The following is a 24364-nucleotide window of genomic DNA, read 5'->3' as shown; positions in this document are numbered from 1 at the left end:
CCCGGTTTACATTTACCCCAAACAAAAAAAGCCTTCCATCACCTATAAGAAGATGATGGAAGGCTGCTTGTTCATTCAATGACCATCCTGGATCGAACATAATGCCAAAGCAAATTTTCCGTGTGAAGAATGGAGGATTCATGTGTGCGTTCGTATGCATGAGACGCATCAATCCCTGCCCCTATCAATCCATGGACAATATCAAACCCTGCCCGTATGGCAGCGGAGGCATCTGATCCATAGTAAGGATAAATATCCACTTTATATTCAATCCCATTCTCTTCAGCCAATGAGACTAAATGCTTGCGCAGACCATAGTGATAAGGTCCGCTTGAATCCTTCGCACAAATCGACACGGTAAACTCATCCGTGGATTGACCGTCACCGATCGCACCCATATCGACTGCCAGATATTCAATCGTTTCGTCAGGAATATTCGAATTTCCTCCATAACCGATTTCTTCATTATTTGAAATCAGAAAATGGGTCGTATATGGAAGCGTGATTCCTTCGGATTGAATATGGCGTATCAACTGCATAAGCATCCCTACACTTGCTTTATCATCCAGGTGACGGGATTTTATGAACCCGCTTTCCGTGATTTCAGCACGGGGATCGAATGAAACGAAATCCCCAACCTCTATTCCCAACTCTCTTACATCTTTAGCATTCCGTACTTTTTCGTCGATCCGAACTTCTATATTCGTTTCGTCCCGTTTTGCTTCGCCTGCATTTTTGTAGACATGGACAGAGGTTTGATGCATGAGGATCGTTCCACTGTAGGATTTGCCTGTAGATGTTTCTATCCTGCAGTACTCCCCTTCCACCGCATTCCATCTGAATCCACCAATCATGGATAACCGTAGACGTCCATCACTTTTGATTTCCTTGACCATGGCACCTAATGCATCGACATGTGCCGTGAGCATGCGATGCCTCGATGTATCTTCACCAGGCAGGGTGATGATGAGGGCACCTTTTCGATTCCTTTTCATTTCCACCTGTAAGTCGGTGAAATATTCCTCAACAAAATTCATGATTGTATCCGTGTTTCCTGAAGGACTTGGGATTTCCACAAGTTCCTTTATCAATTGAATGGTTTTCTTCGCATCTGGATATGTATTCATTTGTCTCCCTCCCTTCCCATATTATACCGCCAACTGCAACACGACTACAAATGCTGTTTACCGAATATTCCATCGAATGCCCGTCTTCATACCTTCCCTTTCGAACTTCTTTCGTTTCTTCTTAATAAATGGGTGAAGGAAACCACATTGATCACAGCTATACATGACCATATCCCCTCCCACTCTCTGTCCCGTAACGTTCCATTTTGCTTCTCCATACTCTTCTTTCATGTATAATTCGTTTTCTGTCAAACTAGAATGACCGCAATACAAACACCCAGTGAACAATTTTTCCACCGCCCTTTTTGTACATGCCTATGAAAAGAACGGGGATACTATGAAAGGATTTGGAAAAAAGTTTACTCATCTCCCTTTTCTGCCTGGCCTAATCACATGTTAAAAATACAGGAGTGATAACGTGAACTCATCTACATTAGAACGTTTACCTCAAGGTAAAAAACATCCCAAAGGTCTTTATCTGTTATTCTTTACAGAACTATGGGAACGGTATAGTTACTATGGAATGAGGGCGCTCCTCGTTCTGTACTTGACGACAGCCTTTGTAAGCGGTGGCTTGGGGGTCGATCCCGCAAAAGCATTGTCCATTTATGGTATTTATACCGGCAGTGTATACTTTACCCCTATATTAGGAGGATGGCTGACGGATCGATATATCGGGCTGCGGAAAGCGATCACCATTGGTGGAATCACCATGGCATGTGGGGATTTCACTATTTTCCTGACCCACTCCCAAATCGGCTTATATGCAGGACTTGCCCTCCTCGTTCTTGGGAACGGTTTTTTCAAACCGAATATTTCCACACTCGTAGGGGAGCTATACCCACGGAACGATAAACGAAAAGATGCCGCCTTTACCATTTTTTACATGGGAATCAACCTGGGAGCATTATTCGCTCCCCTCATTGCAGGTTTTCTTGCAGAGGACCTGTTCCTTACGACCATGACGGACGGAACGATGCATTATGGATTCAAATGGGCATTCCTTGCCTCTTCCATCGGAATGATCACCGGGCAGATCATCTTTAGTACGTTAAACAATAAATACCTGGGGGAAGTAGGGTTGAAACCAAATAAACTGTTGGCGGAAGAAGCCAATGAAGACAGGAATGTACCTTTGACCAAAAAGGAAAAGCAGCGTACCACTGCCATTCTCATCCTTGCATGCTTTGTCGTATTTTTCTGGGCAGGATTTGAACAGGCAGGGAGCTCTTTCACTCTTTACACAAAAAATTTCATTGATCGTGACGTGTTTGGTTATACCATTCCCGTTGCTTGGTTCCAGTCCGTCAATCCATTATTCATCGTCATCCTGGCACCGATCCTTTCAAGTGTCTGGTTACGACTTTCCCGATCAAAAAGAGGCGATTTAAATATGACCACAAAGATGGGAATCGGAATGATCCTACTCGGTCTGGGATTCATGGTCCTCATACCTGCGGTCATGCAAACCGGTTCAGATGAACAAAACATCACAGTAAAAGCCAATCTCCTGTTCATCGTCTTTACGTATTTGCTTCATACGCTGGGGGAATTATTTCTCTCCCCTGTCGGTTTATCTCTCGTCAGTAAAGTCGCCCCTGTAAAGATCGCCTCCCTCCTGATGGGGGTTTGGATGGCTGCCATAGGGGTGGCAAGCTTACTTGCAGGTCAACTTGCTTCCCTCACTGCAACACTGGGTTATTTAGAAATATTCGCCGTCATTGGCGCTGCCGCCATCATCTTGGGATTTGTATTGCTGACCATTTCCAAGAAACTCGTGATCATGATGAGGGAAGAAAATCATATATAAAAACAAGAAATCGCCCGGCACGATAGCCTGGCGATTTCTATTTCAATGTTTTCTCCGCTACACTACCGTTCAACAAGCCCCCGATCAGAAGGATTGTTGAGGATATATAAAACCAAACCACCAGCGTAATGACACTCCCCAGCTGACCGTAAAATTGGGAATAATCATTCAACTTCACATACGTTCCATACAGCCACGACACTCCCTGCCACCCGAATGTCGCAACCAATGCGCCAGGGATGACATGGTGAAGCGATATCCTTTTACTTGGAACGACCATATACAGAAAGACAAAGAGGATGAACATAAAGACAGAGCTCAATCCCCATTTGCCGATCACCCATGCCTGACTCCAATCTCCGTTAATTTTCCCTTCTGTGAATCGTGCATGCCGGACATACTCCTCGACAACCGGTACGATGAGGGAAAACGAAATGAGGATCATGAAGCCGACAGTCAATAGAAGATCATACAACAATGCGATGAAAAAAGGTTTCTTCCTTTCAATCCTATATGCCTGATTCAACGAACGGACCATCGATTGGACCGCCATCGAAGAAAGCCAGAAGGTGAAGAAAATGGAAACCGATAAGACGTCCCCTCTCTGGTCATATAGAATGCGTTCAATATTATCCTGGATGATGGCGTATGATTTATCAGGGGCAAATGGTTTGATCAAGAGCAGCACATTGGTCTCCGATATGGGCAGATAACTGATTAATGAAAACACGAAAATCAAAAATGGAAAAATGGATAACAATAAGTAATAGGCCAACTGCGCTGAATGATCGAAGAAGCGTTCCTTGAAAAATCGAGCAGTCACCGTCTTAATATGTTGTATGATCATCATGGTTTTAACTCCTACGCAGGAAAAGATACTATCATTTTCCCCTTTAAGATACGATTCAATCCACTTTGAACCGTTTTACTGAATTCATGGACCACATGGCGCATCCTCAATGACCATTCCATATTAAATGGAGGTTCTTAATAAAATACCGGCCTTAAAACCGAAGGAGGATTTACGTGTTCCCTTCAAGAAATATATATTAAAGGGGATCAATCAGTTGCATCTCTGAATCTACATAGAAGAAAGGGAGAATCTTTATGGTTAACAAGAACGATTCCATGGGGAATGAAGAAGTATATACGGATTTTATTAACAGAATGACGTATGGTGAATATTTGGGACTGGATACATTATTGGATAGTCAAAAGCGTTTATCCGGTCACCACGATGAAATGTTGTTCATCATCATTCATCAAGTAAGTGAACTATGGATGAAACTGATCCTGCATGAAACCAGGGCAAGCATCGCCTCCATTCAAAAAGGCGAACTGTCCCCTGCATTTAAAATGCTTGCCAGGGTTTCAAAGATACAATCCCAGATCATCCATGCATGGGACGTGTTATCGACCCTCACCCCATCAGAGTATATCCAATTCAGGGACAGCCTTGGTCAAGCCTCCGGGTTTCAATCCTATCAATACAGGATGATTGAATTCGCCCTGGGATATAAAACCAGCCATGTTCTTAAAATTTACAAAAAAGATCCCGAGTTATTGGCCCAGCTTACCGAAGCCTATGAGGCCCCTTCCCTTTATGATGTTTCCATCCTTGCTTTGGCGGGTGCAGGGTTGCCAATTCATGAAGATGTAAAGAATCGTGATTATACAAAACCCTACAGTGAAGACCAGTCGGTACTCGAAGCCTGGACAACCGTCTATAAAAATCCTGATCAGTATTGGGACCTTTATGAGTTGGCTGAAAAATTAATCGACATTGAGGATTGGCTTCAGCAATGGCGGTTCCGCCATATGAAAACAGTCGAAAGAATCATCGGTCATAAAATGGGTACCGGTGGCTCCAGCGGTGTCGGGTATTTAAAAAAAGTGCTTGACCACCGCTTTTTCCCTGAGCTTTGGAACGTGCGCACGAACCTTTGATTCAGCTTTAACACATACTTTTTAAACGTTTTCAGAATACATGTACTATTCACATTCTTTTAGCCTATTTTTATTTATGGTAATCCTCAGGGTTGCCATAAATAAATTTACCTGATAATATGTAATAGAATTATTTTTGTTCGGAATGGAAGGATGGACAAAGTTTTTAAAGCTTTTCGCCTTGAAGTTACATGAGCAAGAATAGTAATACATTGTGTGGAGAACACACGAGGAGGTAACATTATGTTAGAAGGTACAGTAAAATGGTTTAACGCAGAAAAAGGTTTCGGATTCATCGAGCGCGAAGGTGGAGACGACGTGTTCGTACACTTCTCAGCTATTCAAGGCGAAGGATTCAAAACTTTAGAAGAAGGTCAAAAAGTTTCTTTTGAAATCGTTCAAGGAAACCGTGGAGACCAAGCAGCTAACGTAACTAAAGCATAATTTATGCTTACCGAAAGACTCTACTCTGTAGAGTCTTTTTTCTTTGCCATCCATTCACAATGTGTATACAATATTCTTAACTTGTTTTCTGGGAGGATTCTATGTATGGCAAAACACTCGTTTCATATCTCTACTGAATGGCCGGGTCTCAGGAATGATACAGGCACCTTGAGCTCTGAACATTTTCATACGAAAATTTCGATCCCACCTGAAATGGACGGTCCAGGAATCGGGACAAACCCTGATGAAATGCTCCTTGGAGCTGCAGCTACATGTTATATCATCACGCTTGCTGCTATGCTGGAAAGAAGCCATATAGAGAAAAAAGACTTAACCATGACATCTGAAGGGATTGTAGAAGTGGAAAAAGGGGTCATCACGTATAAAGAAATCATTCATCGGCCGATCCTATCACTCGGTTCTGCTGCCAGTGAAAAAGACATCGCACTTTCAAAGAAATTGATGCTGAAAGCTGAACAGTCATGTATGATCACCCGTGCCCTCAAGGGGAATGTATCGGTGAAGGTAGATCCAGAAATACATATGTAGTAAAAAAGGGCTTCCGAACGGATGCCCTTCTTTGTTTGCTCACGATTCTGCGTGAACAAGTTTTACGAGCATGTGAGAAAGCATATGCTGTTCTTCTTTATTTCCCGCTTTCCATAATTCATACAACAGCTTCTCTTCCCTGTTTTTCGGTTCTTCATGAGCTGCAAGATAGTCCCCTACCTTCTGTGCTGCCTTTGCCTGCTGCTCTTCATTCATCCCCAGCTTATCTGCTAAGGAAACCTTGTTACCTAAGTACTCTTTGAAATGATCAAAGTTTGAAAGAATGTCCTCTTTTTTATCATTGGACATTCGATCCATCGTACTGCTTACCTTCGACTCCATCTTTTCTTCTGTAGAATGATTTGCCATGCAGCCAACCTCTCCTCTCACTAATCTACTATGTATATTCCCAGCAAAGGAATTACTAAACATTTATTTTCTTTAATATGGAAAAACACACTCGACTCTCTCTGTATTGTTTATTTGCTGAACTTAATGTGTAAACAATAAGGAGGTAATAAAGCTAAACAACTATTAAGGAGGATGAATGAGTATGAGTTCAAAGAAGGTAGCGATCATTACGGGAGCGAGCAGTGGGATCGGTCAGGCAACGGCAAAGGAATTGGCGTCAAAGGATATCACGGTGATGCTTGCAGCGAGACGGGAAGAACGATTGAAGGAATTGAAAAATGAAATAGAGCAAATGGGCGGAACGGCATATTATCACGTCACAGACGTGACGAACGTCGAAGAAATGGAACAACTTGCGAAGAAAACGGTAGAAGAAGCCGGCCGGATTGATGTATTGGTCAATAATGCAGGCCTCATGCCCCTCTCACTGATAAATAAACGAAAAATCAAAGAATGGGATCAGATGGTTGACGTCAATATAAAAGGGGTACTCTATGGGATATCCGCGGTTCTTCCTTATATGGAAGATCAGAAGTCAGGACATATCATTAATATTTCATCTGTAGCCGGACATAAAGTGATGCCTGGCAGTTCTGTCTACAGTGGAACCAAATATGCTGTCAGGGCGATTACAGAAGGCTTGAGACAGGAAATGAATGCATCACATAACATTCGTACAACGATTATTTGTCCCGGGGCAGTTGCGACAGAACTGACTGAGACCATTACAGACGAAGATATTTTAGCCGCTTTCAAGGATCGGGATATGAAGCCACTGGACAGTGAAAATATCGCCAAAGCGATTTCTTATGCCGTGGAGCAGCCTGATCATGTAGATGTCAATGAAATCATTGTACGCCCTACCCAGCAGGATATGTAAACAACAAGGAGGAAATGGATTTTATGAATACACAATTTGATAAACTTTTCATCAATGGTGAATGGCTTAATGGAAACAGTGAAAAGACAATACCGAATCAGAATCCTTTTGATCATTCTGAAATCGGATCCATTAAAGCTGCCAGTAAAGAAGATCTCGATAAAGCGTATCAATCAGCACAGGAAGCCCAAAAATCCTGGGCAAATGAGCTTCCTCAAACCAAGAGAGCCATTATGGAAAAGGCGGTCTCTGTTGTTGAAGAAAATAAGGATTTAATCATTGAATGGCTCATCAAGGAGTCAGGCAGTACGTATATGAAAGCTGCAGGGGAAGTGACCGTCTCCATTAATAGCATGAAGGAAGCTGCAACGTATCCCTATAGGATGGAAGGGAAAATCCTGCCTTCCCAAGTTCCCGGTAAGGAAAACAGGGTATACAGGGCACCACTTGGAGTCGTCGGCATCATCAGCCCATGGAATTTCCCCTTCCATCTGGCTGTCCGCTCCATTGCGACTGCTTTGGCTACCGGAAACGGGGTTGTCGTTAAGCCGGCTACACATACCCCTGTGACTGGCGGGTTATTATTTGCAAGTATATTTGAAGAAGCCGGACTTCCCAAAGGACTTCTTAATGTTGTAGTAGGAAAAGGGTCGGAAATCGGGGATGATATCGTGACCCACCCCATCCCCCGCTTGATTTCCTTTACAGGATCTACGGAAGTGGGACGCCGCATCGGGGAACTTGCAGGGAAAAATCTTAAGAAAACGGCTTTAGAGCTCGGTGGCAATAATGTCTTTATCGTACTTGATGATGCAGACCTCGATCAGGCTGTTGAATCAGCCCTTTTCGGTAAATTCTATCACCAGGGTCAAATTTGCATGAGCATCAACCGGATTATGGTTCAAAAAGGGATGTATGAAAAATTTGTGGATGCCTTCGTTTCCAGGGTAAAAGAATTACATGTTGGAGATCCCTCGGACAAAAAGACACAAATCGGTCCATTGATCGATCAAAATCAAGTAGACCGGATATTGAAAGATATTGAAAGCAGCAAGGAAATGGGGGCTGAAGTGGCCCTAGGAGGAAATGCAGAAAAGAACTTATTATATCCGACCGTTCTGACCCATGTGACAAATTCAATGCCGATTGCAAAGAATGAAATTTTCGGACCAGTGGCAGCCATCATACCATTCGATTCCGAAGAAGAAGTTGTAGGGCTAGCTAACGAACATCCTTATGGCTTAAGCGGAGCAGTCCATTCTTCATCCATTGAGAGAGCGACGAATGTGGCTCATCAAGTGGAAACCGGGATGATTCATATCAATGACGAACCGGTCAATGACGAGCCCCATATGCCATTCGGCGGAGAGAAAGATTCAGGACTCGGACGTTTCAACGGGGAATGGGCACTCGAAGAATTCACGACGGTGAAATGGGTGGCCGTTCAACATAAAAGAAGGGATTATGGTCCTTTTATTGAAAAGAGATAACAAAAAGCGAGTCATGCCGACTCGCTTTTTGTTATGATTCCTTTATAGCTCATCAAATCCATTGGCATCCGATGTTTTCGTATATTGCCTCGATTTTTGTTCAAAGAAATCGGTCTTTCCCCTATCCACTTCCTGATACGCTATGATCCATTTGAGCGGATTCGTTCTGTACCCCTCGAATGGTTCGTCAAAACCTAATTGCTTCGATCTTTTATTGGCCATGAATTTAATATAATCCTCTACATCACTCATCAGAAGCCCTTCCACATGGGATCCAATGATCTCCCTCCCCCATTCCATTTCGAGGAGCGCTGCCTGTTTAAATGTTTCCATCCCGAACGTACGCAGCTCTTCCGTCTCATAAGAGGGATTTTCATTCAAAACTTCTTTAAATATCTTTTCAAACAATCCGACATGGAGCTGTTCGTCACGATTGATATAATTGATCATCGTGCTCGTTGCGACCATCTTTTGGTTTCTTGCTAAATGATAGAAAAAAGCAAAACCTGAATAGAAGAATAATCCTTCCAGGATGACATCATAAATGATTGACTTTAATAGATTCTGAACAGTCGGTGATTCCACAAATCCTTTATAGCCATTTGTGATAAATTCATTCCTTTTTAACAGAATGGGATCGTTCTTCCAAAAGTCAAACACTTCATTTTGCTCTCTTTTCGACACAATGCTCGATAACACATAGCTGTAGGAATGGTTATGCACGACTTCTTGCTGTGCCAGGATGATCATCAAGGCGTTTAGGCTCGAATCCGTCAGATAATCTGCCACTTTACCCGCATAGTCGGTTTGAACGCTGTCAAGAAGCGCCAGGAGACCTATGATCTTAAGAAAGGATTCCTGCTCGTTCTCAGGCAAAGTAGGGAACTGCTTGATATCTTTAGCCATATTGATTTCAAATGGAGTCCAGAAATTCCCTAGCATTCTTTTATATTTTGGGTAGGCCCAGGGAAACCGCACATCATCCCAGTTTAATATATTGGAACTTTTCCCGTTTACGATACCCGTCGATTTATTTGGGGCCATTGAGTCAATCAGTACCCGCTGTTTCAATTCTTCCATTTTCCCTCTTCCTCCCTAGCTATGACAGCTTTCGCATTCTTCAAAATTGGATACGGACGTAGACCTTACATAATAAGTGGTTTTCAATCCGGACTTCCATGCGTCCAGGTGAAGATCCAGTAAATCTTTAGCCTTGATGTCATTACGCACATACAGATTAAATGAAATCCCCTGATCGATATGTCTCTGCCTCTTTTCGTTCTGTTCCACACTCCAATGTTGATCCACTTGATAAGCGGTCTTGTAATACCAGGTCGTATGCGGAGACAGATCGGGAGCGGTCACTGGAATCTTGTAATCTTTCTTTTCTTCTGAATACTGGAGCCTGAATATCGGATCGATGCTCGCAGAGGACCCCGCAATGATCGAGGTTGAGGAATTGGGGGCTACCGCCATTAAGTACCCATTGCGGATCCCTTTGTCTTTAATCCCATCCTTCAATTCAATCCATCTTTCACTTGAATAGTCCCGCTTCAGAAAATATTCTCCCGTCGCCCAGTCCGAATCCTCGAAATAAGGATAGCTTCCTTTTTCTTTTGCCAGTTCATGGCTTGCGTTTATCGTGTAATAAGCAATCTCTTCATAAAGGGAATCACAATAGTCCACCGCCTGACTGCTTTCCCACTTCAATCCCTTCAGGGCAAGGAGATGATGCCATCCGAATGTCCCTAATCCGATCCCCCTGTACCGCTGATTGGTGATCTGGGCCTGCAGGACGGGAAGGTCATTTAAGTCAATCACATTATCCAGCAGTCTTACGCCTATCGCCACCACTCTCTCAAGCTCATCATCCAGGATGGTCTTGGCTAAAGAAATGGACGCGAGATTGCAAACGACATAATCTCCCGGAGACTTATATGTGACGATCTTCCCATCTTGTATCACCTCTTCTTCCATCACAGTCGCACTCATATTCTGAGCGATTTCGGTACACAGGTTACTGCAATAGATCATCCCTTTATGTGGATTGGCATTCATACGGTTAACGGTATCACGGTAAAACATATACGGAGTCCCCGTTTCGAGCTGAGAAATCATGATGCGCTTGAAGATTTCAATGGCAGGCACCACTTCCCGAGAAAGGGTGGGGTGAGCGACACATTCCCAGTACTTCTCACGAAAAGTACCAGCACCGGATGTTTCGTCATAGAAGTCTTCAAGGGAAAAGCCCATGACTCCTTTCACTTCATGAGGGTCGAATAAATACCACTCTTCCCTCTTCTCCACCTGTTCCATAAACAGATCCGGTAAGGAGACTCCCGTGAAAAGATCATGGGTCCTCTGCCTTTCGTCCCCATTGTTCAACCGCGTATCCAAAAATGGGAAGATATCTTTATGCCATACATCCAAATAAACGGCGATCGCCCCTTGGCGCTGACCCAGTTGATCGACGGATACCGCCGTATTATTCAGTTGTTTCATCCACGGTATGACCCCGGAGCTCACTCCTTTAAAGCCCTTTATATCACTTCCCCTGCTGCGGACCTTCCCTAAATAAATTCCAAGGCCCCCTCCATTCTTGCTAAGAGTGGAAACGTCAGTATTACTGTCATAAATGCTCCTTAAGTCATCCTCAACCGTATCAATGAAACAGCTGGATAGCTGGCCATGGCTTTTTCCTGCATTTGCAAAAGTAGGGGTTGCCACGGTCATATACAGATTGGATAGTGCCCAATACGCTTCTTCAATCAATGACATTCTTTTTTCCTTTTCCTCATTCATGCATAACGTCATACTGATGACCATAAATCGCTCTTGAGGAAGCTCCAGCACTTTTCCATTATGGGACTTTGTTAAATACCTCTCAGCCAGCGTAACGATCCCTATGTAAGTAAATAGTTGATCCCTGTCGAAATCCAGAATGGAACCTAAGTAATCCACTTCTTCCTTGCTATATGAATCCAGTAGTGACGGGGAATAAAGGTGAGCTTCAGTTAATTCTTTGACCATTTCATAAAATGAGCCGGATAGATTCTCTTCTGATTTACCCCTTGAAAATGATATGCCCTCATATAAATCCTTGATGTACAAGGATGCAGCCACATAGGTCCAATCCGGTTCGAGTGCGGTGATACGTTCGATCGCTGTCAGGATCATGAAATGATGAAGCTGTTCACTGGTCCATTCCTCCTGCTGATTTGCATACATGGTGATTTTCTTATCGAAATCTGTGAAATCCAGGTTGGGAAACTGTCTGCTAAGGCTGTGGAGAATCCCTTCCACTTCTTTTTGTTTTACCATTGTGAATGTCATGATTCATTCCTCCCGTTTCTTAATGTGGGAAGGAGTCAAAAAAAGCCCATCCTTCAGGAAGGACGGGCTTTAAACAATACGGAGATATAAATAGACCTGACGCCTATTGTAATCCTCGCTTTATCCTCCCAATTCCCGAAGAAGATAACACGTGTTAAATAAGGCAGGTCTCCTGACTCGCGCTTCACCCTACTCTAAGGCCTTCCCATCGATACGACAGTGGCAGTTCCTTATTTCGTCAGCACATACAGTTGCGGGGACAGCTCCGGATTCTCACCGGATTCCCTTTTAAGTCTCATCAGACACCTTATTTACAGGTTATAATCAATATATAGTTATTAAAATAAAAACAGACACCAAATGTTGTGTCCTTAACTATCATATATGATTCAAAATAGATTTACAAGTAATCTTTTCATTTTTATTTTTGCTCTCTCCGCAGAGATTGGTGTAAATTAGTCAATTACTAAGTTCTGTAGCTCTGTCAACGAGGATGAGCTTTAGGGTGAGGGGAACTGCTTCGCTTTCCACGGACGTTCGGTCGAGCCTCCTCAGCACAGTTCGCTTCCGGGGTCTCGACACGCCCGTTTTTCCGTAGGAGTCTACGCAGTTCCCCTCACCCTCTATTTAAGCTATTGGAGACAGAGCTCAAAAATTTTCGAAACCCTACTACAATAAATAGCATATATTTCTCTTATTAATCAGTGGTTTTCGCTTTTGAATGGATTTGAAGGGGTATACAATTATTACAAAAGGTAAAAGACCATCTTAATGTATTGATTGGAGCGGAAGGTGCTCGACTCCGACGGGAATAGCGGGAAAGCTTGAAAAGCGGAGGTGGCTTGCTCAGCCCCGACAAGCATAAGATGAATGGGCTAAGAAGGCGTCCTTGTGACTTCTTGGACCATTTAGCTTATGACCTCGAGGGGCTAGCCACCGTAGCTGGATCTTGAGACCCCGCAGGGCAAAAGCCCGAGGAGGCTCAACTCACGCCCCGCGGAAAGCGAGCACCTGCAGCGGAAATCAACTACTACTCGCTAATTCAAATTTTCGAAACCTTATCTACAATTAGTCTGGATTATGCTTATAATTATTATTTTCCCTGAAAAGGAAAGAAGATGATGGAATAGTGCTTCCAAACGGACAGTAGTCCGTCTACGTTTACATATATGTGGGTTGAGGGATATGAAGACCATCTCTATAATCCAAATAGAAGGTTGTTTGACAGTATTCTTTGGTCCCCAATATTTTTGATAGGTTGTTTAAATGGAGAAAGACTCGATTTAAACAACCTCTTTTTTTGAACGTATCTATGTAATATTCCTCCTGCTTTATCACTTTAGTAGTAATTGTATTCCCTATATATCAATGTACGGAAGGAGAATATGCTTTATACTCTGTGTTTCATCCAGATTACAATCAATATATTTTAACCTAAATACTTTCTTTTTGCAGGTTTTTCATTTACAATGCCCATTAAGTGATTTTTTTTAGAATCACACCTTAGTTCTGAAAGGAGTCTATTATGAAGAAACTATTAACGACTTTACTAGTAGGATTATTAACAATTGGATTAGCCGCTTGCGGTTCGAATGAGGAGAGCCAAAAAGCTGACGATAAACCAAAAACAGAGGCTTCTGACAAAAAGGCTCAAGAAGAGCAAGCGAAAAAGATGGAAGAAATGCAAAAGAAAATGGATGAACAAAAGGTGGAAAAAGATAAGATCGTCGCCATCGTCAACGACGAAAAAATCAAAGGTGAAGATTTCAACAATGTGTTGACTCAATCACAGATGCAGTATCAACAAATGGGACAGGACCCGACAAGTAAAGATGCTGTTAAAAAAATCAAAGATCAAACCATCGACAGCATAGTCGGTCAAACACTCCTTATGCAACAGGCCGAGGAAAAAGGCTATAAAGCGACGGATGATGAAATCAATAAGCAACTCGACGAAGTGAAAAAGCAATATAAAGATGAAAAGCAATTCGAAGATGCCATGAAGAAAGCCGGATTTACCATGGATGAGCTGAAAACTCAGATTGCTGAAAATATTAAGTACACCAACTACGTTGAAAAAGAAATCAAAGTCGACGAAGTAACAGAAGATGAAATGAAGAAGTTTTATGATCAATATGCAAGTCAACAAGGACAGGACCAAGCAAAGGATGCTCCGAAGTTTGAAGATGTAAAACCACAGATCAAGACTCAGCTGGAACAACAGAAGAAGCAAGAAAAGCTTGTTCAACATGTTGAAGATTTAAAGAAAAACGCTAAAATTGATGTAAAAATCTAACACAAGTCAGAAAGCCGCCTTCTTATGGCGGCTTTCTTTTTTTCTATCTTCCATAGGAGGTTTTTCTCCCTGTGCCGGGGGTATGGTATAAGAACCTATCATTTAAAGGAGGATGTACATCATGACCAAAAGAACGAATCAAAATCCGGAAAATGCCGAGCAGGATCAGGAAAGTATCCTTGATCAGCATGAAAGTGAACAAAATGTCGATCCCATCCCTATCGACGAACTAAAAAAGGACCAGCGTGACGAAAAGAAAAAACACGATACCAAAGACGAATAAATAAACCGCCCTGTGGATGACCCACAGGGCGGTTCTATATTATTCAGCTAACCAATCTGTATGGAAAGTACCTTCTTTGTCTATACGCTGATACGTATGGGCTCCGAAATAGTCCCGTTGTGCTTGCAGCAGATTCGCCGGCAGTGACTCAGAACGATAGCTGTCATAGTAAGCTAATGCACTGGCGAGACCCGGTACAGGAATGCCCAGCTTGATGGCTGTTGCCACTACTTCCCTTGCTTCATCCTGATAATTTTCAACAATCTCTTTAAAATATGGATCAAGGAGCAGATTCGTTAAGCCGGGATCACGATCATAGGCATTCTTGATTTCTCCCAGGAAGCCGGCACGGATGATGCAACCGCCTCTGAAGATCATGGAAATTTCACCCGGTTTAAGATCCCACTTGTACTCATCCGAAGCCGATTGAAGCTGTGCGAATCCTTGTGCATAAGAACAGATCTTGCTCAAGTACAACGCCTTGCGGATCATTTCGATAAATTCCTGTTTATTACCTGTAAACTCTTTATTTTTAGGTCCTCTCAGGATCTTGCTCGCCTTCACACGCTCTTCCTTCATGGCTGAAATAAAACGGGCAAATACGGATTCAGTGATGATGGATAACGGCACTCCTAATTCAAGGGAACTGATGCTCGTCCATTTTCCTGTCCCTTTTTGACCGGCAGTATCTAAAATGACATCTACAAGGGGCTTGCCTGTTTCTTCATCCACTTTCGTGAAGATATCGGCTGTAATTTCAATCAGATAGCTGTCAAGCTCCCCGGCGTTCCATTCTTTGAATATTTCATGAAGTTCTGTTGCACTTAACCCCAGTACATTCTTCATTAAGTAATACGCTTCACAAATGAGTTGCATATCACTGTATTCTATTCCGTTATGAACCATTTTCACGTAATGGCCGGATCCGTCCGGGCCGATATATGTACTGCATGCATCTCCTTTTACCTTTGCAGCGATGGCTGTGAGGAAAGGCTCGACTAAATCGTACGCTTCTTTCTGGCCGCTTGGCATAATGGCAGGTCCGTATAACGCACCCTCTTCTCCGCCGGAAACTCCTGCACCAATGAAGTTGATTCCCTTCTCATCCAGGGCCTTATTACGCCGGATGGTATCTTCAAAGTAGGTGTTCCCACCGTCAATGAGGATATCCCCTTTATCCAGATGAGGAAGCAATGAATCGATCGCTTTGTCCGTAATATTCCCGGCAGGTACCATGATGAGAATTTTACGCGGTACTTCCAGTGATTGAACAAATTCACTTACATCATGTGTTCCAACCAATTTCTTTCCTTGATGCTCGTCCAGTACTTCTTTTACCTTTTCATCCGACACATCATATATAGAAACTGAATAGCCCCTGCTTTCAAAGTTTAAGGCTAGGCTCTTTCCCATCACTCCGACGCCGACTACTCCTATTTGTTGTTTTGTCATTACGATCATTCCTTTCAAGTACGATTATATAGATTACTTCACCGTTATTATTATAATACGAAATAAATTTCCGTGGTGGATTTTTATGAAATAATATTTTTTTATTTCGTAAAATAGGTTAAAATTATTTTCACAGAAGTCTTATAGGAGGTATTCTACCATCATGGATGAGCAGGCTCAACATTGTTTTCCACGAATCCGGTCCCATTACTCTCAGTTCAGTGAAAAAGAAAAGATGATTGCTGATTTTATTATTGCTAATCCTGAAAAAATTATCCATTCAACCATCAGTGGCGTGGCAGAAGATCTCGGAATTGCAGATGCCACCGTCTTCCGCTTCTGCAAACGATTAGGCTTCAAAGGCTACCAGGCGATGAAGATTTCACTGGCTTCTGATCTTGTGGCACCGATCAAGGATATCCATGAAACCATCCAGGAAGAGGATACTGAAGGGGTCATCGCCCAGAAGGTGTTCCGGTCCAATATGAGGAGCCTTGAAGACTCATTGCGCATCATGAAAGAAGACACGTTCCGGCAAGCCGTTGAAGCGATGATTTGTGCAAGGAGGATCGAATTTTATGGTACAGGCGGTTCAGGATTCATTGCCATGGATGCCCATCATAAGTTTCTCCGAACCGGGATGACCACTAACGCTTATAATGACTCCCACATGCAGCTGATATCCGCTTCTCAACTGACAGAAGAAGATGTGATTGTGTTTATTTCCCATTCAGGGGCCAATAAAGATCTATTGGAAGTGCTGGAGGTTGCGAAGAAAAATCATGTCACCACGATCGGCATCACTCATTTTGCTAAGTCTCCCTTGAGCAGCAGGATCGATATTCCGTTATTCACCGTCTCACAGGAAACTGAATACCGCGGGGAAGCCCTTGCGTCAAGAATCAGTCAGCTGAGCATTGTAGATGCCCTTTATGTGAACATCATGAAAAAACGGAAGGACCTATCCAAAACCTCCCTGCAAAAAATACGCGATGCCATTTCCATTAAAAAAGTATAATCATTGAGAGGGACGGACCTTTAAAGGTCCGTCCCTCTCAATGATTATACTTCCAATCTCTCGATGATTGTGGCATTGGCCATACCGTGTCCTTCACACATGGTTTGCAGTCCGTATCTTCCTCCCGTGCGTTCAAGCTCATGCATCATGCTCACCATGATTCTTGCTCCACTGGCCCCTAATGGATGGCCGAGGGCGATTGCCCCTCCGTTCGGATTTAACTTGGATGGATCCGCATCGATCTCCTTCAACCATGCAAGTGCTACTGGGGCAAATGCTTCGTTCACTTCAAATATGTCGATATCTTCGACAGACAGCCCCGCTTTTTGCAGGGCTTTCCTGGTTGCAGGGATGGGCCCCGTTAACATCAGGGTCGGATCAGATCCCACCACTACACGGGTATGAATCTTAAAACGTGCTTTCAATCCCAATTCGTCGGCTTTTTCCCTCGACATAAGAAGAAGGGCTGCAGCGCCATCACTGATTTGACTGGCATTCCCAGCATGAATGACGCCATCTTCTTTGAATGCAGGTTTTAATTTCCCAAGTATTTCGAGTGACGTTTCTTTTCTTGGTCCTTCATCTTTTGTGAATAAGAATGGATTTCCGTCTTCCCCTTGTACTTTCACACCATAAATTTCACGATCGAAGCGTCCTTCTTCCTGGGACTTTAAAGCTTTCTGATGACTATCATAGGAGAACCGGTCTAATTCTTTACGGGTAAAACCATATTTTTCAGCAATTCGTTCAGCTGATAACCCCTGATGAATGATTTCATGTTTTCCCGTTAACTTTTCACTAAAATCTGCACCTTGATAATTAGATCCGATCGGCGTTCTGGTCATGTTCTCCACCCCACCTGCAATGACGACATCCATATCCCCGGAGAGGATGGCTTGTGATGCAAAATGCACGGCCTGCTGACTCGATCCACATTGACGGTCAATGGTTGTGCCGGGCACTTCAATCGGAAAATCCGCTATTAGGGCAGCCACCCTGGCAATATCTCCTGCCTGTTCTCCAGACTGAGTGACACATCCAAGAATGACATCGTCGATACAACCCGGATCAACACCCGACTTCTCTACCAATCCTTTAAGTATCTCTCCTGCCAAATCGTCAGGTCTCATCCCCATCAACGATCCCTTTCTTCTTCCAACCGCAGAACGGATCCCTTCAACAATGACAACTTCTCTCATCCCACTCTCCCTTTCTATAACCCCAGATTCTTCGCAATGATCACTTTCATGATTTCATTTGTACCGGCATAAATGCTTGCAACCGGTATATCCCGATATCGTCTGGCGATCGGATATTCTTCCATATAGCCATATCCACCGTGAAGCTGCATGCATTCTGTGGCAATGTGACGGGCCATTTCTGTCAGCTTATACTTGGCCATGGATACCTTTGTCACTACGTCCTTTCCATGCATATGCTCGGCTATCAACCCATCCAAAAAAGCTCTGCCCATTTCAATATCAGTGGCCATTTCTGCCAACTTGAATTGGGTATTCTGAAATTGACTGACGGGCCTTCCAAAGGCTTGACGGCTCTTCACGTATTCCATCGTAAGGGAAAACATTTCTTCCGAAGCCGTTTGGGCTGCGATCGCCACAATAAGCCGTTCCTGTTGCAGCTTATTCATCAAATAGTGAAAGCCACTGCCTTCCTCTCCGATCAGGTTTTCTTTCGGTACCTTACAATCTTCAAAAATGAGTTCGGCTGTATCCTGACAGTGTAATCCGATCTTATCAAGCTTCCGCCCCCTGGAAAACCCTGGAGTATCCCTTTCAATCGCCAACAGGCTGACACCTTTATAAGGCGGTTTACTGTGGAGATCCGTTTTAACCGCAACAATCACCAGATCTCCATGAATACCATTTGTGATAAAAGTCTTTTGCCCGTTCACAATATAATGGTCCCCGTCTGACTCAGCTGTCGTTTTGATGGCGGCTAAATCAGAACCTGTCCCCGGCTCTGTCATGGCAATGGCTGTGATCATCTTTCCACTCGCACATAAAGGAAGCCACTTCTTTTTCTGTTGTATTGTCCCGTACTCTGAGATATAAGGAACGACGATATCATTATGAAGCCCTATTCCAATCAAACCGGAACCCACTCTTTCCAATTCTTCATTAATGATGACCGAAAAGCCCCAATCGACCCCGCTTCCCCCATATTCCTCTTCAATGTCCGGGCAAAGAAACCCTTGCTCCCCCATCTTCTCCCAGAAAGATCTCGGAACCATCCGATTATTCTCCCACTCCTCATAAAAAGGATAAGCTTCCTTTTGTAGAAACTTCCTCAGAGCCAGACGAAATATACTGTGTTCTTCGGTTAAATAAGGATGTTTCATACGTCTCTCCCTCATTTCGTATTGGCGTCTAAAAGATAGCGCTTTCATTGATGAATGAATGAACATGCATTCACTCACTGGTTATTTAGGCTGCAGCCTGATGGCTCCGTCCAGGCGTATCGTCTCACCATTCAACATCGGGTTTTCGAGTATGCTTTTCACCAACTGGGCATATTCAGATGGATAACCAAGTCTTTTAGGGAAAGGAACCGTGCTTCCAAGGGATTGTCTTGCCTCTTCTGGAAGAGTGTCAAACATAGGGGTATGGAATAATCCTGGTGCAATCGTCATGACCCTGATGCCGTCCCTGGCAAGCTCCCTGGCAATCGGCAGAGTCATTCCAACAATTCCTCCTTTTGATGCACTATACGCAGCCTGACCGATTTGTCCGTCAAATGCGGCAACAGACGCAGTATTCACAATCACACCTTTTTCCCCATGCTCATTCGGTATGTTTTGCATCATCTTTTCTGCAGTCAACCGAATGACATTGAACGTACCGATCAAATTCACTTCAATTACTTTGGAAAATTTCTCAAGGGAATGGACTCCTTTTCTCCCCACCACTTTTCCAGGAGGTGCGATACCTGCACAATTCACAACTGTATTGAATCCTCCGAAATCTTCCATGGCTCTCTCAAGGGCCTCTTTTACACTTTTTTCATTTGTTACATCGGTTTCATGATAATGCATGGAGTCCCCATACTCTTTTTTTAACGTAGAGCTTCTCTCCCCATTGAGGTCAAGGATATAAACCTTTCCCCCTTCTTCCATGATTTTTCGTGCCGTGGCTTCTCCCAGTCCGGATGCTCCCCCCGTGATCACCGCAACAGAATTTTTCATCTCCATTCACATTCCCTCCAATCTGCCTGCTTATAGTTTTATTTTAGCGTTGGATGCAGGAAAAAGATATAAAGTTTTAAAAATTCCGTCTATTCATTAGATAAGTAGATCCACACGAACCAAACAGGCATGAATCCATAAAAAAACAGACTCACGAATGAGTCTGTTTTTGGATGTGTAAAGTTAGATTATGCTTTACGTACGTTAGCTGCTTGTGGTCCACGAGCACCTTGTTCAACGTCGAAAGATACTTCTTGACCTTCGTCAAGAGATTTGAAACCTTCACCTTGAATCGCTGAGAAGTGTACGAATACGTCGTCTCCACCTTCTACTTCGATGAATCCGAAACCTTTTTCTGCGTTAAACCATTTTACTTTACCATTTTCCATGTTTGTTGCCTCCTAAAGTGCGTTACACACAATATATTACTATTCTTGCGATATCAGGTGAAAACCAAATCTTGTTCTTCCCTCGTATACCGGACAAAAATAATTCTTCTATAGAATAACAGTAATGAAACAAATAAGCAAGTTCCTGAGAGGGAAGTTTTTAAAGTCAGACCTCTGACATAATTTAACTCCTTCATCTTAAAACCCTTTTTGCCGAGGGTGCATTCCACTATTTAACATGAATGCGCTTCCCTTTCTTCTTCCTTCTGGTCCTTTTGGTGGAACGTGATCGTTTTATCAAGTTTATCACTCATGGGACTCTAAAATGGAGGGTAAACTGTGGTATAATGAGTAAATATGAAAGGGAGTGCCCAATGAAATCCACAAAAAATCGGTTCAGTAATGGTTCTATGGTTACGATCAAGGAAACAGGAGAAACAGTGACAATATTGAAATGGCAATACGTTAAGAACATGAAGCGGTATTCTTATATCGTAAAGGAACATCCAGGCACATTTTATTTTGAAGAAGAGTTAGAACTGAACTAAATACGATTATCATTATTAATATGATTTTGACAAGGACTCTTACCCGAATTCAGCAGAGTCCTTTTTCAATTTAATCTTTTAAACGTCCAAAAAAAAGGATGCATCTTATAAGATGCATCCTTTTTTCTATGTATGACCTGTGAGGGATTCGAACCCACGACCCCTTCCCTGTCAAGGAAGTGCTCTCCCACTGAGCTAACAAGTCGCGATGTAAGGTACATATTCTATTATAGTAAATTCAAGAGAATTGTCAATGGATTTTTCTAAAGAAATTCACCTATTCCAGATTTCATGTATAAAAGAACATTCGTTCGCATACAATGTCAATACATCCTACTGAGAGGGGCTTCCACATAATGAGGATATTAGAGCGATCGTTGATGGATCGATGTCCCATTGAAATTATATACATGACTTCGGAGCTGAAATGTTCAAAAAGGAGAATACTGGTCAAAAGAGTTGAAAAGCATTATATCACCGCTTATTGCTATTTCAGGCGAGATGTGCGCAACTTCAGAATTCATGACATCCTAGCCGCTTCTCCAATCCTTTTTCATTCTGACCGAATGATATCAAGACTTGATCAAAATCAATAAGAGGCTGTTAGCCCATGAATGGGGTAACAGCCTCTTATTGTGTTATGCCGTTGCTCTTGTTGGTGTTTTATCTTCTCTCTTAATAAAGAATTGCAGCGCAAGCATGATACCGAATAATACCAGACCAATAATGTCTGACATCCCCTCAGGATAAATCAGTAATAATCCGGCTGCTACGCAAAGGAAACGTTCTATGACGAACACTCGACGGTACCAATATCCGATCATACCTGCCCCGATCGCCATCATCCCCGTTACGGCCGTGAAGACGACCCAAAGTAATCTAGGAATGGTCGTATCGATCATTAACAGTTCAGGTGACAGGACGAACATATAGGGGATGATAAAGGCGGCGATGGCCAATTTAGCGGAATTGACCCCTGTCCTTATCGGCTCCCCTCCCGATACCCCGGCCGCGGCGAATGCAGCCAGCGCCACTGGAGGCGTGATATCAGCAATGATCCCGAAGTAAAACACGAATAAATGAGCCGCAAGCTCCGGTGCCCCTAATAGAATAATCGCAGGAGCAGCGATGGTGGATGTTATGACATAGTTCGCCGTTGTCGGAGAACCCATGCCGAGTACAATCGACGCGATCATCGTAAATATCAATGTAAGGATCAGCTTACCTTCTGTTGTATTGGTCAGATCTGCAGCCAGGTCCACCAATCCATTTGCCAGAGTCAATCCTAATCCCGTTTTCGTTACAACACCGACGATCATACCGGCGGCAGCAGTTGCCACGGCTACAGACAAGGCAGTCCTGGCACCGTCAACAAGGGCATCCACAGCATCCTTGAAGCCGATCCTTGTATCTTTACGTATGGCACTGATGAGGATAGTGGCTACAATCGACCACAGTGCAGCACGCATGACACTCATTCCGCTTACCAACAGAATGATGACAGTCAGTATCGGAAGCAGCAGATAAATCTTTTTGAATACTTCTTTACGGTTGGGCATTTCTTCATCTGATAATCCACGAAGACCGATACGCTTCGCTTCAAAGTGAGTCATGATCCAAATCCCGGTAAAATAAAGGACGGCAGGAATCGAGGCAGCTTTCGCAATATCCCAATAGGAAATCCCCCCGATAAACTCGACCATCAGGAAAGCGGCAGCTCCCATGATCGGAGGCATCAGCTGACCACCTGTCGACGCAGCAGCCTCTACCCCTCCTGCAAACTCTTTACGGTACCCGAGCTTCTTCATCATAGGAATCGTGAAAGAACCCGACGTCACGACGTTTGCTACTGAGCTTCCACTGATCGTCCCTTGAAGGGCACTGGAGAAGATCGCAACCTTTGCGGGCCCTCCTACACGTTTCCCGGCAATGGACACTGCCAAATCATTAAAATATTGTCCGACGCCGGTTTTCACCAGGAATGCCCCGAACAATAAGAACAGGAAGATGAAGGTGGCTGATACATATAAGGGCGTACCAAGGATCCCTTCACTTGTAAAGAACATCGTTTTAACGATATCATCCCAGTCATATCCTCTATGGGCAAGGAATCCAGGCATCAGTCTGCCATAATACATATACAGGATGAAGGCAGAAGCAATGATGGTAATCGGTAACCCCACTGCACGACGGGTTGCTTCGAGTACAAGGATCATTGCAGCGAAACCGACATAGAAATCAAGGGAGGTCATTAATCCCACCCGGCTGACGATGTCATCCTGCATGATCGGCCAATAAGCACCGATCCCAATCGAGATGACTGAAAGAACAACGTCATACCAGGCAATCTTATCCTTCTTCAGATTCTTCTTCCGGGCAGGGAATAAGAGGAACACTAAAGAAAGAGCGAACCCTAAGTGAATGGATAACAATAATTGCCTAGGGATGAATTGAAAGATGGATGCTACTAATTGAAATAATGAAAATGCCAATAATCCGAAGAATATGATCCATTTGAATATCCCGTGATGAAATTTCCTGGTCGATGATTCAGGATCATACTTCTCAAGTAACTCTTGTTGTTGTTCTGCAGTCAATGATTCAAATTCTTTATCTTTTTCCAACTACAGTCACTCCTTTCCACTGATCATAAAGTGATTGTTTCATTATTTGAACCCGAACGACGGAGCCTTTATCAAAATAGTCGGCTAAAGGATATTCCTTTCCGTCCATCACAAGACGGTGATTGGCGACGACCTGTCCGATCCGGATATCAATGAATGGGAACACTTTATCCATATTAGAAATTAAATATTTGCCTTCCTTCGTCACTTCAAAGGTTTCATTTCCCTCTGCATTGGCCGGCATCCCAATGGCAGTATCTTCATAGAGTAATTGGGTTTGTTGAATTTGATTGGAAGATGTTTGATGGTAAAATTCCTCTACTTCTGATAGATGAATAGAGTGTGTGTAGCGAACCGAAAATGAATGATCGTCGGGAAGGCTGAAAAGGACCGGGTCCCCCGCAGTACTTCTCGGTTCTATCACTAAAAAAGTTTGTAAGGGTATAAAAAGGATGATTCCGACACAAAGAATTAGGAGAATCGCACCCATGAATGAAAATTTCTTCATCAAGAATTCCCCACCATTCCATTTTTTGTCCATTTTGCTAAAGGTTTGGAATT

22 protein-coding genes, 1 tRNA gene and 1 riboswitch are annotated in these 24364 nt (G+C 43.3%); of the genes, 10 read left to right on the top strand and 13 right to left on the bottom strand.

Annotated features, from left to right (window positions below; translation table 11 throughout):
• Positions 1–71 precede the first annotated feature (71 nt).
• Positions 72–1127, bottom strand: coding sequence for a M42 family metallopeptidase (locus P8596_RS08745; RefSeq protein WP_279726612.1), 1056 nt, complete (start codon positions 1125–1127; stop codon positions 72–74).
• 418 nt (positions 1128–1545) lie between these two features.
• Here P8596_RS08745 and P8596_RS08740 point away from each other — a divergent pair, with 418 nt between their 5' ends.
• Positions 1546–2937 (top strand): peptide MFS transporter, encoded by a 1392-nt coding sequence (locus P8596_RS08740; RefSeq protein ID WP_224520415.1) that lies wholly within the window; start codon positions 1546–1548, stop codon positions 2935–2937.
• Positions 2938–2974: 37 nt separating this feature from the next.
• Here the strand turns inward: P8596_RS08740 and P8596_RS08735 are convergent, their stop codons facing one another.
• On the bottom strand, positions 2975–3787 hold the full coding sequence (locus P8596_RS08735; protein WP_279726611.1) for a YihY/virulence factor BrkB family protein: 813 nt from the start codon (positions 3785–3787) through the stop codon (positions 2975–2977).
• A 257-nt stretch (positions 3788–4044) separates the two neighbouring features.
• On the opposite strand from P8596_RS08735, the gene kynA reads away from it, so the two are divergent.
• From kynA to P8596_RS08720, 3 genes are all read left to right on the top strand, one after another.
• A complete protein-coding gene (gene kynA / locus P8596_RS08730) occupies positions 4045–4884 on the top strand; it encodes a tryptophan 2,3-dioxygenase (protein ID WP_224520417.1) in 840 nt (279 codons plus the stop codon).
• Between the two features lie 243 nt (positions 4885–5127).
• Complete coding sequence (locus P8596_RS08725; protein WP_034763568.1) at positions 5128–5328, top strand: cold-shock protein; 201 nt, start codon at positions 5128–5130, stop codon at positions 5326–5328.
• A gap of 105 nt (positions 5329–5433) precedes the next feature.
• On the top strand, positions 5434–5877 hold the full coding sequence (locus P8596_RS08720) for an SACOL1771 family peroxiredoxin (protein WP_034763564.1): 444 nt from the start codon (positions 5434–5436) through the stop codon (positions 5875–5877).
• A 39-nt stretch (positions 5878–5916) separates the two neighbouring features.
• On the opposite strand, the gene P8596_RS08715 is transcribed toward P8596_RS08720, so the two are convergent.
• Positions 5917–6219 (bottom strand): DUF3243 domain-containing protein, encoded by a 303-nt coding sequence (locus P8596_RS08715; RefSeq protein WP_371928756.1) that lies wholly within the window; start codon positions 6217–6219, stop codon positions 5917–5919.
• A gap of 211 nt (positions 6220–6430) precedes the next feature.
• Here P8596_RS08715 and P8596_RS08710 point away from each other — a divergent pair, with 211 nt between their 5' ends.
• Together P8596_RS08710 and P8596_RS08705 are read left to right on the top strand one after the other, a co-directional pair.
• Positions 6431–7168: an SDR family oxidoreductase gene (locus P8596_RS08710; RefSeq protein ID WP_279726610.1), complete on the top strand. Its 738-nt coding sequence runs from the start codon at positions 6431–6433 to the stop codon at positions 7166–7168.
• Positions 7169–7191: 23 nt separating this feature from the next.
• Positions 7192–8658 carry an aldehyde dehydrogenase family protein gene (locus tag P8596_RS08705; RefSeq protein ID WP_279726609.1) on the top strand — a complete coding sequence of 489 codons (1467 nt, stop codon included), beginning with the start codon at positions 7192–7194 and terminating at the stop codon, positions 8656–8658.
• A gap of 42 nt (positions 8659–8700) precedes the next feature.
• Here the strand turns inward: P8596_RS08705 and P8596_RS08700 are convergent, their stop codons facing one another.
• Entirely contained in the window at positions 8701–9738 is a 1038-nt protein-coding gene (locus tag P8596_RS08700; protein ID WP_279726608.1) for a ribonucleotide-diphosphate reductase subunit beta, read from the bottom strand.
• Between the two features lie 15 nt (positions 9739–9753).
• Positions 9754–11991: a ribonucleoside-diphosphate reductase subunit alpha gene (locus P8596_RS08695; protein ID WP_279726607.1), complete on the bottom strand. Its 2238-nt coding sequence runs from the start codon at positions 11989–11991 to the stop codon at positions 9754–9756.
• 145 nt (positions 11992–12136) lie between these two features.
• Positions 12137–12316, bottom strand: a riboswitch (cobalamin riboswitch).
• Positions 12317–13516: 1200 nt separating this feature from the next.
• On the opposite strand from P8596_RS08695, the gene P8596_RS08690 reads away from it, so the two are divergent.
• Positions 13517–14287, top strand: a complete 771-nt coding sequence (locus tag P8596_RS08690; protein ID WP_224520422.1) for a SurA N-terminal domain-containing protein — start codon at positions 13517–13519, stop codon at positions 14285–14287.
• 121 nt (positions 14288–14408) lie between these two features.
• Complete coding sequence (locus P8596_RS08685; protein ID WP_167562134.1) at positions 14409–14570, top strand: hypothetical protein; 162 nt, start codon at positions 14409–14411, stop codon at positions 14568–14570.
• A 39-nt stretch (positions 14571–14609) separates the two neighbouring features.
• Here P8596_RS08685 and gndA read toward each other — a convergent pair whose 3' ends face one another.
• Positions 14610–16022, bottom strand: a complete 1413-nt coding sequence (gene gndA, locus P8596_RS08680) for an NADP-dependent phosphogluconate dehydrogenase (RefSeq protein ID WP_224520423.1) — start codon at positions 16020–16022, stop codon at positions 14610–14612.
• A 163-nt stretch (positions 16023–16185) separates the two neighbouring features.
• Between gndA and P8596_RS08675 the strand changes: the two genes are divergently transcribed.
• Entirely contained in the window at positions 16186–17040 is an 855-nt protein-coding gene (locus tag P8596_RS08675) for a MurR/RpiR family transcriptional regulator (protein WP_224520424.1), read from the top strand.
• 44 nt (positions 17041–17084) lie between these two features.
• Here the strand turns inward: P8596_RS08675 and P8596_RS08670 are convergent, their stop codons facing one another.
• From P8596_RS08670 to P8596_RS08655, 4 genes are all read right to left on the bottom strand, one after another.
• Entirely contained in the window at positions 17085–18239 is a 1155-nt protein-coding gene (locus P8596_RS08670) for a thiolase family protein (protein WP_254653614.1), read from the bottom strand.
• Positions 18240–18253: 14 nt separating this feature from the next.
• The gene (locus P8596_RS08665) at positions 18254–19399 is read right to left on the bottom strand and encodes an acyl-CoA dehydrogenase family protein (RefSeq protein WP_224520426.1); all 1146 of its coding nucleotides are present in this window, start codon (positions 19397–19399) and stop codon (positions 18254–18256) included.
• An 81-nt stretch (positions 19400–19480) separates the two neighbouring features.
• Positions 19481–20248 carry a 3-hydroxyacyl-CoA dehydrogenase gene (locus P8596_RS08660; RefSeq protein WP_224520427.1) on the bottom strand — a complete coding sequence of 256 codons (768 nt, stop codon included), beginning with the start codon at positions 20246–20248 and terminating at the stop codon, positions 19481–19483.
• Positions 20249–20430: 182 nt separating this feature from the next.
• The gene (locus P8596_RS08655) at positions 20431–20631 is read right to left on the bottom strand and encodes a cold-shock protein (RefSeq protein ID WP_034763533.1); all 201 of its coding nucleotides are present in this window, start codon (positions 20629–20631) and stop codon (positions 20431–20433) included.
• Between the two features lie 374 nt (positions 20632–21005).
• On the opposite strand from P8596_RS08655, the gene P8596_RS08650 reads away from it, so the two are divergent.
• Entirely contained in the window at positions 21006–21179 is a 174-nt protein-coding gene (locus P8596_RS08650; protein WP_179126173.1) for a hypothetical protein, read from the top strand.
• Between the two features lie 133 nt (positions 21180–21312).
• Here P8596_RS08650 and P8596_RS08645 read toward each other — a convergent pair.
• The 3 genes from P8596_RS08645 to P8596_RS08635 form a co-directional block, all read right to left on the bottom strand.
• Positions 21313–21384, bottom strand: a tRNA-Val gene (locus P8596_RS08645).
• A gap of 433 nt (positions 21385–21817) precedes the next feature.
• A complete protein-coding gene (locus tag P8596_RS08640) occupies positions 21818–23803 on the bottom strand; it encodes a TRAP transporter permease (protein ID WP_079534623.1) in 1986 nt (661 codons plus the stop codon).
• Positions 23790–24311 (bottom strand): DUF1850 domain-containing protein, encoded by a 522-nt coding sequence (locus P8596_RS08635; protein WP_034763527.1) that lies wholly within the window; start codon positions 24309–24311, stop codon positions 23790–23792. The genes P8596_RS08640 and P8596_RS08635 overlap by 14 nt, the downstream gene beginning before the upstream one ends.
• Between the last annotated feature and the right edge of the window lie 53 nt (positions 24312–24364).

Source organism: Rossellomorea sp. DA94 (assembly GCF_029834455.1).
GTDB lineage: Bacteria > Bacillota > Bacilli > Bacillales > Bacillaceae_B > Rossellomorea > Rossellomorea vietnamensis.
The sequence above is the reverse complement of the archived record's forward strand: the minus strand, read 5'-3'. Positions and strand labels throughout refer to the sequence as shown.

Excerpts from the sequence above, each read along its gene's own strand:
- P8596_RS08745 (WP_279726612.1), bottom strand. The coding sequence starts at position 1,127 with ATGAATACATATCCAGATGCGAAGAAAACCATTCAATTGATAAAGGAA.
- P8596_RS08700 (WP_279726608.1), bottom strand. The coding sequence starts at position 9,738 with ATGGAAGAATTGAAACAGCGGGTACTGATTGACTCAATGGCCCCAAAT.
- P8596_RS08690 (WP_224520422.1), top strand. The coding sequence starts at position 13,517 with ATGAAGAAACTATTAACGACTTTACTAGTAGGATTATTAACAATTGGA.
- P8596_RS08695 (WP_279726607.1), bottom strand. The coding sequence starts at position 11,991 with ATGACATTCACAATGGTAAAACAAAAAGAAGTGGAAGGGATTCTCCAC.
- gndA (WP_224520423.1), bottom strand. The coding sequence starts at position 16,022 with ATGACAAAACAACAAATAGGAGTAGTCGGCGTCGGAGTGATGGGAAAG.
- P8596_RS08675 (WP_224520424.1), top strand. The coding sequence starts at position 16,186 with ATGGATGAGCAGGCTCAACATTGTTTTCCACGAATCCGGTCCCATTAC.
- P8596_RS08670 (WP_254653614.1), bottom strand. The coding sequence starts at position 18,239 with ATGAGAGAAGTTGTCATTGTTGAAGGGATCCGTTCTGCGGTTGGAAGA.
- P8596_RS08685 (WP_167562134.1), top strand. The coding sequence starts at position 14,409 with ATGACCAAAAGAACGAATCAAAATCCGGAAAATGCCGAGCAGGATCAG.
- P8596_RS08705 (WP_279726609.1), top strand. The coding sequence starts at position 7,192 with ATGAATACACAATTTGATAAACTTTTCATCAATGGTGAATGGCTTAAT.
- P8596_RS08635 (WP_034763527.1), bottom strand. The coding sequence starts at position 24,311 with ATGAAGAAATTTTCATTCATGGGTGCGATTCTCCTAATTCTTTGTGTC.
- P8596_RS08710 (WP_279726610.1), top strand. The coding sequence starts at position 6,431 with ATGAGTTCAAAGAAGGTAGCGATCATTACGGGAGCGAGCAGTGGGATC.
- P8596_RS08655 (WP_034763533.1), bottom strand. The coding sequence starts at position 20,631 with ATGGAAAATGGTAAAGTAAAATGGTTTAACGCAGAAAAAGGTTTCGGA.
- kynA (WP_224520417.1), top strand. The coding sequence starts at position 4,045 with ATGGTTAACAAGAACGATTCCATGGGGAATGAAGAAGTATATACGGAT.
- P8596_RS08735 (WP_279726611.1), bottom strand. The coding sequence starts at position 3,787 with ATGATGATCATACAACATATTAAGACGGTGACTGCTCGATTTTTCAAG.
- P8596_RS08725 (WP_034763568.1), top strand. The coding sequence starts at position 5,128 with ATGTTAGAAGGTACAGTAAAATGGTTTAACGCAGAAAAAGGTTTCGGA.
- P8596_RS08715 (WP_371928756.1), bottom strand. The coding sequence starts at position 6,219 with ATGGAGTCGAAGGTAAGCAGTACGATGGATCGAATGTCCAATGATAAA.
- P8596_RS08660 (WP_224520427.1), bottom strand. The coding sequence starts at position 20,248 with ATGGAGATGAAAAATTCTGTTGCGGTGATCACGGGGGGAGCATCCGGA.
- P8596_RS08665 (WP_224520426.1), bottom strand. The coding sequence starts at position 19,399 with ATGAAACATCCTTATTTAACCGAAGAACACAGTATATTTCGTCTGGCT.
- P8596_RS08720 (WP_034763564.1), top strand. The coding sequence starts at position 5,434 with ATGGCAAAACACTCGTTTCATATCTCTACTGAATGGCCGGGTCTCAGG.
- P8596_RS08650 (WP_179126173.1), top strand. The coding sequence starts at position 21,006 with ATGAAATCCACAAAAAATCGGTTCAGTAATGGTTCTATGGTTACGATC.